This is a genomic window from Gordonia metallireducens, from assembly GCF_021245825.1.
Taxonomy (GTDB): domain Bacteria; phylum Actinomycetota; class Actinomycetes; order Mycobacteriales; family Mycobacteriaceae; genus Gordonia; species Gordonia namibiensis.
Genome location: NZ_JAJQJP010000037.1, coordinates 65,121 through 79,706, shown reverse-complemented (window position 1 = coordinate 79,706; position 14,586 = coordinate 65,121). Strand labels below are relative to the sequence as shown.

Annotated in this window: 16 protein-coding genes; 8 read left to right on the top strand and 8 right to left on the bottom strand. The window is 69.0% G+C overall.

Features of this window, described 5'->3' with window-relative positions; all coding sequences use genetic code 11:
- Both LQD00_RS15705 and LQD00_RS15700 read right to left on the bottom strand, forming a co-directional pair.
- Nucleotides 1–1,047 (bottom strand): hypothetical protein (locus LQD00_RS15705; protein WP_232718104.1); only part of this gene is annotated, 1,047 nt, incomplete at its 3' end.
- 100 nt (nucleotides 1,048–1,147) lie between these two features.
- Nucleotides 1,148–2,551 carry an NAD(P)H-quinone dehydrogenase gene (locus LQD00_RS15700; protein ID WP_232718103.1) on the bottom strand — a complete coding sequence of 468 codons (1,404 nt, stop codon included), beginning with the start codon at nucleotides 2,549–2,551 and terminating at the stop codon, nucleotides 1,148–1,150.
- Nucleotides 2,552–2,883: 332 nt separating this feature from the next.
- Here LQD00_RS15700 and LQD00_RS15695 point away from each other — a divergent pair, with 332 nt between their 5' ends.
- On the top strand, nucleotides 2,884–3,366 hold the full coding sequence (locus LQD00_RS15695) for a gamma-glutamylcyclotransferase (RefSeq protein WP_232718102.1): 483 nt from the start codon (nucleotides 2,884–2,886) through the stop codon (nucleotides 3,364–3,366).
- Nucleotides 3,367–3,484: 118 nt separating this feature from the next.
- Here the strand turns inward: LQD00_RS15695 and LQD00_RS15690 are convergent, their stop codons facing one another.
- Together LQD00_RS15690 and LQD00_RS15685 are read right to left on the bottom strand one after the other, a co-directional pair.
- Nucleotides 3,485–4,708 (bottom strand): amidohydrolase, encoded by a 1,224-nt coding sequence (locus LQD00_RS15690; RefSeq protein WP_232718106.1) that lies wholly within the window; start codon nucleotides 4,706–4,708, stop codon nucleotides 3,485–3,487.
- Between the two features lie 8 nt (nucleotides 4,709–4,716).
- Nucleotides 4,717–5,418, bottom strand: a complete 702-nt coding sequence (locus LQD00_RS15685) for an enoyl-CoA hydratase/isomerase family protein (protein ID WP_232718101.1) — start codon at nucleotides 5,416–5,418, stop codon at nucleotides 4,717–4,719.
- Between the two features lie 101 nt (nucleotides 5,419–5,519).
- Here LQD00_RS15685 and LQD00_RS15680 point away from each other — a divergent pair, with 101 nt between their 5' ends.
- Nucleotides 5,520–6,323, top strand: coding sequence for a purine-nucleoside phosphorylase (locus LQD00_RS15680; protein WP_232718100.1), 804 nt, complete (start codon nucleotides 5,520–5,522; stop codon nucleotides 6,321–6,323).
- Between the two features lie 58 nt (nucleotides 6,324–6,381).
- The gene (locus LQD00_RS15675; RefSeq protein WP_232718099.1) at nucleotides 6,382–7,056 is read left to right on the top strand and encodes a hypothetical protein; all 675 of its coding nucleotides are present in this window, start codon (nucleotides 6,382–6,384) and stop codon (nucleotides 7,054–7,056) included.
- Between the two features lie 31 nt (nucleotides 7,057–7,087).
- Here the strand turns inward: LQD00_RS15675 and upp are convergent, their stop codons facing one another.
- The gene (gene upp / locus LQD00_RS15670) at nucleotides 7,088–7,711 is read right to left on the bottom strand and encodes a uracil phosphoribosyltransferase (protein ID WP_232718098.1); all 624 of its coding nucleotides are present in this window, start codon (nucleotides 7,709–7,711) and stop codon (nucleotides 7,088–7,090) included.
- A 189-nt stretch (nucleotides 7,712–7,900) separates the two neighbouring features.
- Between upp and LQD00_RS15665 the strand changes: the two genes are divergently transcribed.
- The 3 genes from LQD00_RS15665 (at nucleotide 7,901) to LQD00_RS15655 (ending at nucleotide 10,503) form a co-directional block, all read left to right on the top strand.
- Nucleotides 7,901–8,191, top strand: coding sequence for a type VII secretion target (locus LQD00_RS15665; protein ID WP_232718097.1), 291 nt, complete (start codon nucleotides 7,901–7,903; stop codon nucleotides 8,189–8,191).
- Nucleotides 8,191–9,153, top strand: a complete 963-nt coding sequence (locus LQD00_RS15660; protein ID WP_232718096.1) for a C40 family peptidase — start codon at nucleotides 8,191–8,193, stop codon at nucleotides 9,151–9,153. Before LQD00_RS15665 ends, LQD00_RS15660 begins: the two co-directional genes overlap by 1 nt.
- Before the next feature lie 78 nt (nucleotides 9,154–9,231).
- On the top strand, nucleotides 9,232–10,503 hold the full coding sequence (locus LQD00_RS15655) for a primosomal protein (protein ID WP_232718095.1): 1,272 nt from the start codon (nucleotides 9,232–9,234) through the stop codon (nucleotides 10,501–10,503).
- Nucleotides 10,504–10,623: 120 nt separating this feature from the next.
- Here LQD00_RS15655 and LQD00_RS15650 read toward each other — a convergent pair whose 3' ends face one another.
- The 3 genes from LQD00_RS15650 to LQD00_RS15640 are packed head-to-tail and all read right to left on the bottom strand — an operon-like array spanning nucleotide 10,624 to nucleotide 13,483.
- Nucleotides 10,624–11,739: an adenosine deaminase gene (locus LQD00_RS15650; protein ID WP_232718094.1), complete on the bottom strand. Its 1,116-nt coding sequence runs from the start codon at nucleotides 11,737–11,739 to the stop codon at nucleotides 10,624–10,626.
- Complete coding sequence (locus tag LQD00_RS15645) at nucleotides 11,736–13,082, bottom strand: thymidine phosphorylase (protein ID WP_232718093.1); 1,347 nt, start codon at nucleotides 13,080–13,082, stop codon at nucleotides 11,736–11,738. Before LQD00_RS15645 ends, LQD00_RS15650 begins: the two co-directional genes overlap by 4 nt.
- A complete protein-coding gene (locus tag LQD00_RS15640; RefSeq protein ID WP_040535622.1) occupies nucleotides 13,079–13,483 on the bottom strand; it encodes a cytidine deaminase in 405 nt (134 codons plus the stop codon). The genes LQD00_RS15645 and LQD00_RS15640 overlap by 4 nt, the downstream gene beginning before the upstream one ends.
- A gap of 225 nt (nucleotides 13,484–13,708) precedes the next feature.
- Here LQD00_RS15640 and sdhC point away from each other — a divergent pair, with 225 nt between their 5' ends.
- Nucleotides 13,709–14,113, top strand: a complete 405-nt coding sequence (gene sdhC, locus LQD00_RS15635; RefSeq protein WP_006865932.1) for a succinate dehydrogenase, cytochrome b556 subunit — start codon at nucleotides 13,709–13,711, stop codon at nucleotides 14,111–14,113.
- Between the two features lie 12 nt (nucleotides 14,114–14,125).
- The gene (locus LQD00_RS15630; protein ID WP_005195959.1) at nucleotides 14,126–14,581 is read left to right on the top strand and encodes a succinate dehydrogenase hydrophobic membrane anchor subunit; all 456 of its coding nucleotides are present in this window, start codon (nucleotides 14,126–14,128) and stop codon (nucleotides 14,579–14,581) included.
- Nucleotides 14,582–14,586: the final 5 nt, after the last annotated feature.

Genomic DNA, 14,586 nt, shown 5'->3' with positions numbered 1-14,586 from the left:
CATCGGCGGCGCGCCGGCCGGGCCCACCGGTGGGGTGATCCCGGCACGCGGTGACGCGGTGCTCGCGGCGGGCGGCGTCGATGCCGCGGGCGTCGCAACCCCCGGCGACGACGGCGACAGTGGGAGCGGCCCGACGACCGGGATCGCCCCTCCGCCGATTCCCGGGCCGGAACCCGCTCCCTCGGAACGGGTTTCGCTCCCGGAACCGGCTCGGCCGGAGCCGGCGAGACCGTGCGGGGCGCTGCCCGGGCTCCCCAGGCCGCCGCGGAGAAGACCGTCGGGGTCGTCGTCGGCGCCGCCACGGCCGGACGAGCCCGACGAGGAAGCCGACAACGGTACCGGGGTGGCCGGGGCGGGTCCGCCGCCCGCCGGGCCCGGAGCCGCACCGTTGGTCGCAACCGGGACCGCGCCACCACCGGATCGGCCGAAGTCCCCGGCGTCGACGGTGTTCGCGGCCTGACCCCGGGGTGCCTCGGAACCCGAACCCGACCCACCTCCGGCGGCGGACACGCCGCCGGAGCCGCGAACCAGATCATCCGGGCCGGTGGGCTCGGGGAGCGAGTGCTGGACCCGTTGCATCGGCGACGAGTACGTACTCGACATGGTGCGGTCCGCCTCGAACCGCACCATCGGTGCGTCCTCGGGATTGTCGCGGAGGTGCTGCTGCAGTTCGCGCAGCCGTCCTTCCTGACCCCGTGTCGCACCGACGATCCCGACCGCGCTGCTCAGTGCCTCGCCGACGACGGTCGCCGTCTCCAGGCTCCGCTGCATGGCGTCGGACAACGACTTCCCCGCCTCGAGAGCGGTGTCGGAGGCACGGCCGCGCAGGTCGTCGTCGAACATCGCCGCCATCCGCTGCGACGCGCGGCGCACCGCGTCGATCGCCTTCAGGATCGTCTCGACGTCACCGGCCGCCTGGCCGGGTTCCATCGTGCGGAGGGTGTCGACGATCTCGTCGATGCCCATGCCGGCCCAGTCGGTTTTTCCACCGCCAAAGGACGGCGCGTTCGAGACGCCCCGGTTGTTCTGGGCGAACGGCCCTGTCACGACAACAGCCCTGTCACGACATCTCCCCCCACGTCGCCGTGCGCCCGGTCCCGGGCGGATTCTCGACGACCCTACCGCGATCGAGGGGACTCGCCGGTTGTCAGTCCAGATCGTCGTGACGGACGAGCTGACGCGCCGCCTCGGTGATGGACCCGGACAGCGACGGGTACACCGAGAACGTCTGTGCGAGATCGCCGACCGTCAGTTTGTTCTGCACCGCGAGGGCCAGCGGGAGGATGAGCTCGGAGGCGTTCGGGGCCACCGCTACGCCACCGATCACCACACCGGTGGCGGGGCGGCAGAAGATCTTCACGAAACCGCGTCGCAGACCGCTCATCTTGGCGCGCGGGTTGGTCGCCAGCGGCAGCATCACGGTGCGTGCAGGGTACTCGCCGGCGTCGATGGCCTTCTGCGACACCCCGACGGTGGCGATCTCGGGACGCGTGAAAATCGCCGACGCAACGGTTTTCAGCTTGATGGGGCTGACGCCCTCGCCCAGTGCGTGGTACACCGCGATGCGGCCCTGCATGGCGGCCACCGAAGCCAGCGGCAGCAGGCCGGTGCAGTCGCCGGCGGCGTAGATGCCGGGTACCGAGGTTCGCGACACCCGGTCCACCTGGATGTAGCCGCTCTTGTCGACCTCGACACCGGCCCGGTCGAGTTCGAGGTTCGCGGTGTTGGGGATCGAGCCGACGGTCATCAGCACATGGCTGCCGGTGACGGTGGACCCGTCGGCGAGATGGGCGGTGACGGTGTCACCGTCGCGGACGACCTTGTCGGCGCGGGCGTGCTTGACGAGTTCGACTCCGCGTTCGGCGAGGGCGTCCTCGAGCACCAGGGCGGCGTCCTCGTCCTCGTGCGGGAGCACGCGGTCGCGGCTCGATACCAGCGTCACCTTCACACCGAGTTCGGTGTAGGCGTGGACGAACTCGGCGCCGGTGACACCCGAACCGATGACGACGAGATGCTCGGGCAGCTCCTCGAGGTCGTAGAGCTGACGCCAGGTGAGGATGCGCTCGCCGTCGGGCTGGGCGTCGGGCAGGATGCGCGGCGACGCACCGGTGGCGATCAGGACGACGTCGCCGTCGAAGCGCTGGGTGCTGCCGTCGGCAAGGGTCGCCAGGACGCTGTGCGTCGAGACACCGACCTGTGTCTCGTCGAGCACGGCGGTGCCGGTGACCAGATTGACGCCCTCGCTGACGAGTCGCGACTTGATGTCGGCGGACTGGGCGAAGGCGAGGTCGCGCACACGCTGATGGATCTGCGGGAGCGTGATCAGGGTGTCGTCGGCCTTGATGTTGATGCCGAGGTCGATGGCGCGGCGGACCTCGGTGCGGATGCCGGTGGAGGCGATGAAGGTCTTCGAGGGCACGCAGTCCCACAGCACGCAGGCGCCACCGATGCCATCCGAATCGATCACCGTGATGTCGGCTCCGTACGCGGCCGCGGCGAGCGCCGCCTCATAACCCGCTGGGCCACCGCCGATGATGACGATCCTGGTCACTGTGCACTCCTGTCCTTCACCGGTCTCGCCGCGGCTGCCCTCGTGGGGCACCGCGCGCCCGATGTGGTGTTGTCGAATGGGCGAACTGGCTGGCGCCGGACCGACGGGCGTCCGACTTCAGTGGTGTCCGACGGCAGATCCGACTGGGTCGAGCCCCGCGGGGTGGTGCGTAGCTCTGGTGCGGCGGACCGTCACAGGTGTCGCGCCATGTACCAACCTAGTCCCGATCGTTCCGCAACACTCCATGTGGTGGCCCTGCGTGCGTCGTACGCCACTCCTCCGGCCCTGCCTGTCGCCTTTCAGAGTCGCCGCCGACCCACTAGGCTCCATCCGTGCCTATATACGCCGCGTACGGATCGAACATGCATCCCGAGCAGATGGCGGAACGCGCGCCGCACTCGCCGATGGCGGGTACCGGATGGCTACGCGGATGGCGCCTGACCTTCGGTGGCGGCGACATCGGCTGGGAGGGTTCGCTGGCGACGGTCACCGAGGACCGCGACGATCCCGACGCCCGCGTCTTCGTCGTCCTGTACGACGTGACCACCGAAGACGAGGAACTCCTCGACCGCTGGGAGGGTTCCGAACTCGGCATCCACCGCAAGATCCGAGCCCGCGTCGACACCGCCGACGGCCCGGTACTGGCCTGGCTCTACGTACTCGATGCCTATGAGGGCGGACTCCCCTCGGCCCGCTATCTCGGCGTCATGGCGGAGGCCGCGGAGATCGCCGGTGCCCCTGCCGACTACGTGCAGGACCTGCGGTTGCGTGAGTCGCGCAACGTCGGCCCCGGGCCGGGGCCCGTCGAATCCTGAGGCTCAAGTACCTCACTCACGGCCTTCACCTGCTCCTTGAGTAGCGAGCTGGGCGCGAACGGCCTTCACCCGCTCTTTGAGTAGCGAGCTTGCGAGCGTATCGAAAGGACCCCGACGCCTAGGGCGCGAACGGCGGCGTGAGCTCCGGCGGTTCGCCGGTGGCGCTGCGTGCGTTGAGGACGACGCCCGCGAGGGTGCGGACCCCGATCGCCAGCGCGCGTTCGTCGAGGTCGAAGTTCGGCGAGTGCAGATCGACCTGCGGGCCGAATCCGTCCCACACCCCGAGGCGCGCCATCGCACCCGGGATCTGTTCGAGGTACCAGGAGAAGTCCTCGCCACCGGCTGACTGCGGCGTGGCGGCGACGGCGTCGGGTCCGATCGCGGCGACCGCGCGTTCGAGCATCCCCACGGCGACCTCGTCGTTGACCACCGGCGGCACACCCCGGAAGTAGGAGAGGTCGTAGCGCACGCCGAGCGGCGCGAGGAGCTCACCGACGACGCTGCGGACCAGCGGCTCCAGGGTCGCCCAAGTGCCGTGGTCGCCGGTGCGCACCGTGCCGCGCATCCGGCCTTCCTGCGGAATCGCGTTGGCGGCGCTGCCGGCATTGGCCGCACCCCACACCATGACCGTTCCCGACCGCGGGTCGACTCGCCGCGAGAGCACCCCGGGCAGTCCGGTGATCACGGTGCCCATCGCGTAGATCAGGTCGCCGGTCAGGTGCGGGCGGGACGTGTGCCCGCCTGCGGAGTGGAGTTGCAGGTCGATGTGGTCGGCTGCCGAGGTCAACGGACCCGACCGCAGGCCGACGGTGCCGACGGGCAGTCGCGGATCGCAGTGCAGGGCGAAGATGCGCCCGAGTCCGCTGGTCACGCCCGCCTCGATGGCATCGAGCGCACCGCCTGGCATGACCTCCTCGGCCGCCTGGAAGATCAGACGGACCCCCACCGGGAGCGGTCCCGCCGACGCCAGGAGCTTGGCCACGCCGATCAGGATCGCGGTGTGGGCGTCGTGTCCGCAGGAGTGCGACGCACCCTCGACCGTCGAGGTGAACGGGAGGCCGGTGTGTTCGGTGACCGGCAGCGCGTCCATGTCGGCGCGCAGGCCGATCCGCGGTTCGCCGGCCGGCCCGAGGTCACAGACGACGCCGGTGCCCAGCGGGAGCCGACGCGGGTCGAGACCCGCGGCCGACAGTTCGGCCATCACCAGTTCGGTGGTGCGCACCTCCTGCCGGGACAGTTCGGGATGGGCGTGGATGTCACGGCGCCAGGCGACGAGATCGGGGGCGTGGTCGGCGAGCCACGCATCGATGATCCTCGACGCGTCCGGCTGACTCTCGGCCATCACGCCGGTCACGACAGGACTCCGGCGGGTGTCGGAACGGCGAGATCGGCGAGCAGTGGTCCGCGGAGTCCCCGCTTGATCAGCGCGAGGTTGGGCCCCACGGTCGCCGCGCGGGCGGCGGCGACCTCGGCGGCGCGGGCGGTCAGTCGATCCGCCTCGACCGCCTCGTCGACGATGCCGGCTGCCACCGCGTCGGCGGCGCCGTACCGCCGGCTGGTGTACATCGCCTCGGTCGCGGTCCGGTCGGTGAGTCGTGTGCGCAGAAGCGTCGACATTCCACGGGTGAACGGCATGTTCAGGGCCGCCTCGGGTAACGACCAGAAGCCGCGCTCGGTGCGCATGACCAGGTGGTCGGCGCAGAGGGCGAGCATGGCGCCGGCACCGAAGGCGTGACCGTTGACCGCCGCGACCGTCGGCACCGGGAGGGTGAGGAACGTGGCGTACAGCGCGTGCACACGGTCGAGGTACGCGGGCAGCTGATCCGGCGCGGCGAAGATGTGGTCGGTGTCGAGCCCGTTGGTGAAGAACTTGCCGGTCGCGGTCAGCACCAGCGGGCGTTTCGGGTCGGCGCTCACCTCAGCGAGCAGCCGTTCCACCTCGTCGAGCCATTCCAGACGGAAGCGGTTCTCGGGGTTCGACTCGTCGAGCTCGGCGCCCTTGGCCCCGAGATGGAGTTCGACGACCTCCCCGACCTCGTTGAGATATGGCATGAAAAGACCTTATCGCTCCGCGGCGCGTCCTCTCCCGGCACGGCGCTCGCACAGCGCCGCAGTGCCGCACCTGCGTCGGGGTCACCGTTTAGGGTTGGCGCATGGATCCCACTGCCGACGCCGACGCCGCGGCCCTCGTCGCGGCCGCCACCATTGCCGCCGAGACCGACGCCGCCGCACACGATGTGGCCGTGATCCTCGGTTCCGGTTGGGCCCCGGCGGCCGACGCGTTCGGTGCACCGATCCGTTCGCTGCCGATGTCGTCGATCCCCGGCTTCACCCCGCCCCAGGCCGCCGGCCACGGCGGCGTGATCCATTCCGTTCGGGTCGGAGACCGTCGAGTCCTTTTGATGCTCGGCCGGATTCACGCCTACGAGGGCCACGATCTGGCGCGGGTCGTACATCCGGTGCGGACCGCGGCGGCGGCCGGCGTCCACACCGTCGTGCTCACCAACGCGGCCGGCGGTCTGCGCGAGGACATGTCGGTGGGCCAGCCGATCCTGATCTCCGATCACCTCAACCTGACCGCGCGTTCCCCGCTGGTCGGCGCACAGTTCGTCGACCTCGTCGACGCCTACTCTCCCCGCCTGCGCGGGATCGCCCGGCGCGTCGACCCCTCCCTCGCCGAGGGTGTGTACGCCGGCCTGCCGGGACCCCACTACGAGACCCCCGCGGAGATCCGGATGCTCCGCACGATGGGCGCCGACCTGGTCGGCATGTCGACGGTGCACGAGACCATCGCCGCACGCGCCGCCGGACTGGAGGTCCTCGGGGTCTCGCTGGTCACCAACCTGGCCGCCGGAATGACCGGCGAACACCTCAGTCACGCCGAGGTGCTCGAGGTCGGGCGCGCATCGGCGACGCGTATGGGCGAATTGCTCGCCCAGATCATCGGCGAACTGTAGAACCGATCCCGGCGGCGATTCCTCCCCCGACGAGTCCCGACAGAACTCGAGGTGCACCATGACCTACCCACCCGACGGCTCCGGCGGTTATCCGCCCGGCGGGTACCCGGGCGCCTACGGGCCGGGTGGCCATCCGCAAGGTCCGCCGCCGCCACCGCCACGCTCCCCGTGGACGTCGCCCGCGGTCCTGGTGGCCATCGGCGCCGGCGTCCTGCTGGTGGTCGCGGGCGTGCTGGCCGCGTTCCTGCTGATCCCCGCCGACGAGGAGTCCACCGACACGGCGGCCGCGAGCTCCACGACCACGACCTCGGAGCCGCCCACGATCACGAGCACGGTCACGCAGGCCCCGCCGCCGACCCCGACCACCATCACGACGACGCCGTCGCCGCCTCCGAACCGTCCGGCCCCGACCGTGTCGGGCGCGGACTGGCAGGGGTTCGTCACCGGACCGCGCTGCAACGCCGCCGATGACCCGGCGGTCGCGATCGGTCAGACCTCGCGGTCGCGCGTGGTCATCTGCCAGGTCGGCAACCAGACGGGTCGTTGGTACTACAAGGGACAGGCACCCGAAGGCGGCATCGAACTGCAGTTCCCGACCCGCGTCGGCAACACCTTCGAGGCGAGCAACGGCGCCGTCCGCTACCTGGTGTCCCCGTCGAGTCTCACCATCGTGGAGGGCGGTTCGGTACTGGCGAACGAGCCGATGCTCGCCTACTGGTCGTCGCTGGGCTGAACCACAGCAATCGAACGGCGCGGGGTCTCCGTCAGCGCGGGCCGAACTGACGGTCGCCGGCGTCGCCGAGTCCCGGGACGATGTAGTTCGCGTCGTCGAGGCCCTCGTCGATCGCGGCCACGACCAGACGGCACGGATGGCCCGCTTTCTCGAGCAACTCGACGCCCTGGGGTGCCGCGACAACACAGATCGCGGTGATGTCGGTGGCGTTGCGCGCGACGAGCAGTTCGATCGTGTGCAGCATCGAGCCGCCGGTCGCGAGCATCGGGTCGAGGACGAAGACGGGCAGTCCGGAGAGGTCCTCGGGTAGGGACTCGAGATACGGCACCGGCTGGGCCGTCTCCTCGTCGCGGGCGATGCCCACGAATCCGACCCGGGCCTCGGGCACCATCGCATGCGCCTGCTCGACCATCCCGAGGCCGGCGCGCAGGACCGGGACCAGCAGCGGCGGCGTGGCCAGCCGCGATCCGGTGTGCGGGACGAGCGGCGTGTTGATCTGCACGTCCGTTTTGGGCGCAGCGGCGAGCGCCTCGTAGATCAGCATCTGGGTGAGATCCGAGAGTGCCGCACGGAATCCGGCGTTGTCGGTGGTCTCGTCCCGCATCGTCGTCAGACGGGCGGCGGCGAGAGGATGGTCGACGATGAGGCGTTCCATGGCGACCACACTATTTCCTGAACCCCACGGGCGTGTGCATCGAGGTACCGCGCATCGCCACCGGTCGGGGTTCGCCCGCATTCGATGGAACCGAACCGGCGCCCACCGCGTCAGAAACCCATGAGCCCGCGATCCACCGCCCCATCCGCCGTCCTCTCCCCTCCCGGGTCCGCCCGGCCAACCGAACTGATGACGGAATCAGCAGCGCTGCAAGAGTTCTCGTCGGCGCACCGCACCGCGAGCGTGCTGGTCGGCGATCAGGCCCGCAGTGACGAGGCAGCTCTGGTCGATCTCGCGATCACGTTCGGGATCATCGGGGCGGAGTTTCTCGCCGCGGTCGTCGAGTTCCTCCGCATCCACCGGAGCAACCTCGAGACGACGGCGTCGCGGCAGGACGACGTCGCCTCGGCCACCCGCCGCGCCGACGACACCTACCTCGCGTGCGACTGCGCGGCCGCGGACCGGGGGTTCACTCTCTGATGCTCGACGCCGCCATGTTCGTCGGACCACTACGTCAACTCGTTGCAGCACTGGGCACCGGCATCCTCGCCCCCGGCAATCCGGCGGAGACGATCCGTGCCGCCGCGAGTGCGGTCGACGCCGCACGCCGTGGATCGTCTGCCGCCACCGAAGCGGTGCGCACGCACTGGGAGGGTTCCGGCGCGACCGCGGCCGTCGATGCCGCAGGAAGACTGCAGCAGAGCATGGGCACGCTGGCCGACGACGCCGATGACTTCGCCCGCCTCGTCGAGAGCGCCGGCGGGAAGGTGCAGACGGCGTCGAACCAACTCCTCGGCCTGGTGGATTCACTCGAACGTCGGGCCCGCGCCTTCGGGAGCGAGTTGTTCACCCCGGCCGGCCTGCTGACGATGCTGCCGATGGCGGCCGAGCATCTCGGCCGCGGTCTCGCGATCGTCGCTCGCACACGCGCCGACCTCCGTTCCGACTCCGACGCGATGGCGGCCCTCGGGCGGCGGATCGCACCCGCACCGGTCACGACCATCGGCGACCGGACGTCCGGTGAGCACCTGTCGGTGCCGCCGGTGTCCGGAGGCGTGCCGATCACGCTCCCCGACGGTTCGGTGGCCCACGCGCCGAACGAGCGGGCGGCGAAGGCGGTGCGCGCCGCACTGAGCCAGCGGGGTGTTCCTTATCTCTGGGGCGGGACGACGCCCGCCGGTTTCGATTGCAGCGGTTTCACCAGATGGGCCTATCGGCAGGCCGGTCTCGAACTCCCCCGCCTGGCCCAGGATCAAGACACCGCCGGAATCCGCGTGTCACAGGCACAGTTACAGCCCGGCGATCTCGCCGTGTGGTCCGGGCACGTGGCCATGTACATCGGCAACGATCAGATGATCGAGGCCGGCGACCCGGTCGGCGTCTCACCGGTTCGGACGACCAATCTCGACCAGACCTTCGAAGGATTCTTCCGGCCCCGATGACGAGGTGGCACGAATACCGTTCGGCCTCTGTGGGGGCACTACTGGATCCACGGCGATCAATCGCTAGGCTGTGTCCCCATGGCCGGAGACATCGTCCCGATTGAGCTCGGACTCACCGACGGAAACAGCTTCACCCTGTGGGCACCCCGCTGGCGGGAGGGTGACGACGAGTGGGAGGCGTTCCTCGGTCTCGACGAGGATCTCTACGTCCTGCCCGGCGTCGCCGAGCTCGCGGCCTTCGTCCGCACCAACGACGACAACGACCTCGTCGAGCACCCGGCGTGGCCGACCATCGTGGGCGTGCAGGCCGAGGAGCTGATCCCCGACGAGCGCCACACCTACGACCTGGTGGGCGTGCCCGAGCTCGCCGCCGAGGATCCGACCCCCGAGGTCATCGCCGAACTCGAGGACGCGCTCGAGATCGTGCGCATCCTGGGCGAGGTCTGCGAACTGACCGCGATCACGAAGTTCTTCAACGGCAACCCGATCCTGGGTGCGGTCACCACCGGCACCCGCAACTTCGAGGGCCGCGAAGGCCTCGACCTCTGGGTCCGCATCGGCCGTCTGATCGCCAAGCACTGGGACGACGTGCTCGACGCGATCGACGAGGTCATCACCACGCCGAAGGTCGACGCGAAGGCCGTCGAGACCGCCGAGGCCGAACTCGAGGCCGCCGCCTCCGCCGAAGACGAGGACGAGCCGGACGACGACGACATCGAGATCGTCGAGACCGCGGGCGTCGTCGTCGACGAGGCCGAGGACGACGAAGACGATGATGAGGACGACGAGTACGACGACGACGATTTCTGGGCGTCGGTCGGCATCGACCCGATCAAGATCGTCACGAGCGGCAACGAGTACCTGACGCTGCGCTGCTACCTCGGCGACGACCCGGTGTTTCTCGGCACCAAGGGCAAGATCTTCGTGTTCACCTCGGCGCGCTCGCTCTCGCGTTTCCTCGCCGACGACAACACCCACGATCTGGCCGAACTGTCGACGTTCGAGGACGTCCGCACCGAGGCCACCAACGGCTCACTCGAGTTCGACGTGATCGACGACAACGTGTACGTGCTGCCCGGCCTCGCCGAGGACATCGCCGACGGCCCGCGCCGCATGGACCGCGACCAGCTCGACCTCGCCGTCGAACTGTTCACCGACGCAGCCGACTACGCCGGCGACGACACCGTCAACGAGGCCCTGGGTACGTCAACTCCCCTCGGTTGGTTCGTCGACTACACCGTCAATCCCGACCCGAAGCGGATGGCCCCGAGCGGACCGTTCGACAACGAGGCCGAGGCCTGGCGGGCGCTCGAGCACGACTTCGAGACCCGGCTCGTGAAGAAGGGCTGATCCGTCCCCGCTCCTTGAGTGGCCCCGGCTCGTCCGAAAGGGCTGATCCGTCCCCGCTCCTTGAGTAGCCCCGGAGCGTGCGGAGGGGCGTATCGAAAGGAGTTCTGATCGGTATCGAGGTCAGCCCGACCCGAGCAGCACCGCGTAACCCGGCTTGATCACGTCGTCGATGACCGCGAGCCGTTCGTCGAAGTGGATGAACGCCGACTTCATGGCGTTGACCGTGAAACGTTCGAAATCGGCCCAGCCGTAACCGAATTGGTCGGCGAGCAGACCGAACTCCTTGCTCATCGTGGTGTCGCCCATGAGCCGGTTGTCGGTGTTGACCGTGACCCGGAACCGGAGCCGGGCCAACACGTTGAACGGGTGCTCGGCGAGCGAGGCAACCGCCCCGGTCTGCACATTCGAACTCGGGCACAGCTCGAGCGGAATCCGCTTGTCACGCACGATGTTCGCGACCAGACCGAGCTTCGCGCCGGCGAAGGAGTGAGCGGCGAGGTCGACGCCCTCGGGTAGTTCGATGTCGTCGAAGACCCGAACCCCGTGGCCGAGACGGTCGGTGCCGCAGAAGCCGATGGCCTCATGGATCGACGGCAGGCCGAACGCCTCGCCCGCATGGATGGTGAACGGCGCACAGTTGGCGCGCATGTACTCGAAGGCGTCGAGATGACGGGTCGGCGGGTGACCGGCCTCGGCACCGGCGATGTCGAAGCCGACGACGCCGCGATCCCGGTAGCGCACCGCGAGTTCGGCGATCTCCCGTGAGCGCGCCGCGTGCCGCATCGCGGTGACCAGACAGCGGACGATGATCGTCTTCCCACGCTCGGCGGCGATCCGCTCGCCGTCTGCGAATCCGCGCAGCACCGCCTCCACCACCTCGTCGAGGGTGAGTCCGGCCTCGAGATGCTGTTCCGGGGCGTACCGGACCTCGGCATAGACGACGTTGTCGTCGGCGAGGTCCTCCACGCACTCGCGTGCCACCCGCTCGAGAGCGTCGACGGTCTGCATGACGGCGACGGTGTGGGTGAAGGTCTCCAGATATCGCTCGAGGGAGCCGCTGTCGGCGGCCTCGCGGAACCACCGCCCGAGTCCGGCCGCGTCGTCGACGGGCAGACCGTCGTAGCCGACCTCGTGCGCGAGTTCCAGGACGGTCGCCGGCCGCAGCCCGCCGTCGAGGTGGTCGTGGAGGAGAACCTTGGGCGCGAGGGTGAGGTGCGCCGGATCCAGCGTCGTCATCTTGTGAACCTAACGGAATCGATGATCAGTGGCCGGTCGCCGGCGCCGCTCGTGTCGACGTTTCCGGCCTCGATCCGCACCGCACCGTCGAGACTCGAGCGCGCACCCGCGATCCGGTTCTCATCCTGCGTGTGCAAGGTGAACAGCGGTTGGCCGGCGCAGACACGGTCACCGGGTTTGGCGTGGATGACGACTCCCGCCTCCGCCGACACCGCTTCGCCGGGCTTGGATCGTCCTCCGCCCAGCCGCCACGCCGCATCTCCGACCGCACGCGCGTCCATGTCGGTCATGACGCCATCGCGGTCTGCGAAGACCACGTCCTGATGCCGGGCGACCGGCAGCGGGGCGTCCGGGTCGCCGCCCTGGGCGGAGATCATGGACCGCCAGGAATCCATCGCCCGGCCGTTGGCCAGGTGTTCGGCGGGGTCTGCGTCGGACAGACCCGCCGCGTCGAGCATCTCCCGGGCGAGCGCGAGGGTCAGCTCGACGACGTCGGCCGGCCCACCCCCGGCGAGGACCTCGACCGATTCGGCGACCTCGACGGCATTCCCGACCGCCCGGCCCAGCGGAACGCTCATGTCGGTGATGAGCGCCCGGGTGTCGACCCCCGCGTCGTGCCCGAGTTCGACCATCGTCGACGCCAGCTCGCGCGCGTCGGACTCGTCCGGCAGGAAGGCGCCCGAACCGGTCTTCACGTCGAGGACGAGCGCGCCGGTGCCCTCGGCGATCTTCTTGCTCATGATCGAGGTGGCGAGCAGCGGGATGGACTCGACCGTCCCGGTGACGTCGCGCAGCGCGTAGAGCTTGCGGTCGGCGGGGGCCAGATCCGCGCCCGCGGCGCAGATGACCGCGCCGACGCGTTCGAGCTGGCCGATCATCTCCTCGGTGCTCACCTCGGCCCGCCAGCCGGGGATCGATTCCAGTTTGTCCAGGGTGCCACCGGTGTGGCCGAGACCCCGACCGGACAGCTGCGGCACCGCCACGCCGTACGAGGCGACCAGCGGCGTCAGGGGCAACGTGATCTTGTCGCCGACGCCACCCGTGGAGTGTTTGTCGACCGTGATGAGCCGACGGCCGTCGCGGCGCAGGCCCGTCAGGTCCATCCGCCGTCCGCTGTCGATCATGGCCCGGGTCCACGTCGCGATCTCCCGGCGGTTCATCCCACGGAGATAGATGGCCATCAGCAACGACGACATCTGTTCCGGGGCGACCTCGCCGCGGGTGTACCCGTCGACGATCCACGCGATCTCGGCGTCGCTGAGTTCACCGCCCCCACGCTTGGTGGCGATGACCGAGACGGCGTGGATCACCTCGTCGGCGGCGGGCTCGACCGAGGAGGTCACGAGACGACCTCGGCGATGTCGTCGGGACCGAAGGCGTCGGGCAGGAGGTCGGAGAGGACGCGTGGACCGGACGGGTGGTCGACGAGGAGGTCGCGGCCGCCGTGCTCGAGGAGCACCTGTCGACACCGTCCGCACGGCATCAGGACCTTGCCGGAGGCGTCGGTGACGGTCACCGCACGCAGGGACTTCCCGCCTTGTGAGATCAATTGAGCGGTGAGTGACACCTCGGCACAGATGCCCAAACCGTATGAGACATTTTCCACATTGCAACCTGCCACGACACGGCCGTCAGAGGTGATTCCCGCAGCCCCCACCGGGTAGCGCGAGTACGGGGCGTAGGCATGGGACAACATCTCAGTTGCTTTGTGTCGCAGAACATCCCATTCGATTTCGGTACTCACGCCCACCTCCAGGCAAAGGGTGTAACCAACCGGACATGCGCCGTTCATCGGCGCAAAAGCTTGGGTAAGGCAAACCTAAGTCGTAATGTCTTGTGCCTCAAATCGGTTCGGGCAATTTATCACCGGAATGGGCATGGGTTTAGAGTCTCTTGTCATGGGTCCATGGTCGAGTCGGAGCATGCCGATTCGACGCGTCCATCGACGATGTTGGAGGCCACTTTTCCGATGAGCACCTCGACCGAAGTCGCACCTGACCCGGTGCGTCGACGTTCTCTGTACCGCGGCGACCCGGGCATGTGGTCCTGGGTTCTGCACCGCATCACAGGCGTCACCATTTTCTTCTTCTTGTTCGTGCACGTGTTGGACACCGCGGTCATCCGCGTCGATCCCAACCAGTACGACGAGATCATCGAAACCTACAAGACCCCGATCATCGGTCTCATGGAGATCGCCCTGGTCGCCTGCGTCCTGTTCCACGCCTTCAACGGCGTGCGCCTGATCCTGGTGGACTTCTGGTCCAAGGGCCCCAAGTACCAGCGTCAGATGCTGTGGGTCGCGATGACCCTGTTCGTCGTCGTGTTCGCCGCCGGCGCCATCCGCCTGCTGCAGATCATGTTCAGCCACCTGTAGGAGACACCAGAGATGACCACCTCGGAAGCCACCGGTGTCGCGAAGACCCTCGGCAAGGAACACGACCGTCCGGCCAGCCTGGACAACCCCCGCTCCCCGCGTAAGCCCAAGGGCGGCAACTTCGAGAAGAACGCATGGATGTTCATGCGCTTCTCCGGCCTGATCCTCGTCTTCCTGACGATCGGCCACATGTTCATCATGCTCGCCTGGGACGGCGGCGTGCATCGGATCGACGCCTCGTTCGTCGCCGCGCGCTGGAGCTCGCCCGGCTGGCAGATCTGGGACCTGACCATGCTGTGGCTCGCCCAGCTGCACGGCGGCAACGGCGTGCGCACCGTCATCGCCGACTACTCGCGCAAGGACTCGACCCGCTTCTGGCTGAACGTGCTGCTGGCCGTGTCGATGATCCTGACCCTGGTGCTGGGCACCTACGCGATCCTCACCTTCGACGTCAACAGCGTCGGCTAAAGGAG